A 268-nucleotide genomic window follows, 5' to 3' on the forward strand; every position below is an offset into this window, starting at 1 on the left:
CACACTGGAACTGAGACACGGTCCAGACTCCTACGGGAGGCAGCAGTGGGGAATATTGCACAATGGGCGCAAGCCTGATGCAGCCATGCCGCGTGTATGAAGAAGGCCTTCGGGTTGTAAAGTACTTTCAGTAGGGAGGAAGGTGGTTAAGTTAATACCTTAATCATTTGACGTTACCTACAGAAGAAGCACCGGCTAACTCCGTGCCAGCAGCCGCGGTAATACGGAGGGTGCAAGCGTTAATCGGAATTACTGGGCGTAAAGCGCA

The 268-nt window shown here is 52.2% G+C and carries 1 rRNA gene; it reads left to right on the top strand.

From position 1 onward, the window contains the following. A 16S ribosomal RNA gene (locus GOU96_RS18520) occupies positions 1 to 268 on the top strand; the annotation flags it as partial.

Origin of the sequence: Vibrio sp. R-1 (genome assembly GCF_035615595.1) — a bacterium.
Classification (GTDB): domain Bacteria; phylum Pseudomonadota; class Gammaproteobacteria; order Enterobacterales; family Vibrionaceae; genus Vibrio; species Vibrio cholerae.